1 pseudogene is annotated in these 321 nt (G+C 61.1%); it reads right to left on the bottom strand.

Annotation, left to right across the window (positions count from 1 at the left end):
• Window positions 1–119 precede the first annotated feature (119 nt).
• Window positions 120–321 (bottom strand): annotated as a pseudogene (locus tag ACZYTC_RS34300) (ABC transporter substrate-binding protein); the annotation flags it as partial.

The raw sequence follows: 321 nt of genomic DNA, 5'->3' as shown, positions 1-321 counted from the left end.
GAGGTAAGGGCGATGACGAGGAAGCGTGCGACGGATTTGGCGAGCGCGAGAGCGCGGCCACCCCCGCTTGCCGGCAGCGCCTGTGTTTTCGTGATACCCAGAATAGGCGAAGCCACCTTCTATTCCTTTGTGATGTCGGCGACGAAATTGGTGTCGAAGCTCGGCCCGAGCTTGAGGCCCCTGACGTTGGTGCGCTCGCCGGCAACCTCGGTCTGCTGGAAGATGAGGGCGAAGGGACCGGTTTCGAGCACCTGCTTTTGAAGGCGCTGGTATATTTCGACGCGTTTGGCGGTGTCTTTCTCCAGGAGAGCGGCCTCAGCT

It is taken from the genome of Labrys sp. F242 (genome assembly GCF_057813875.1).
This window is presented reverse-complemented; position numbering and strand designations above follow the sequence as displayed.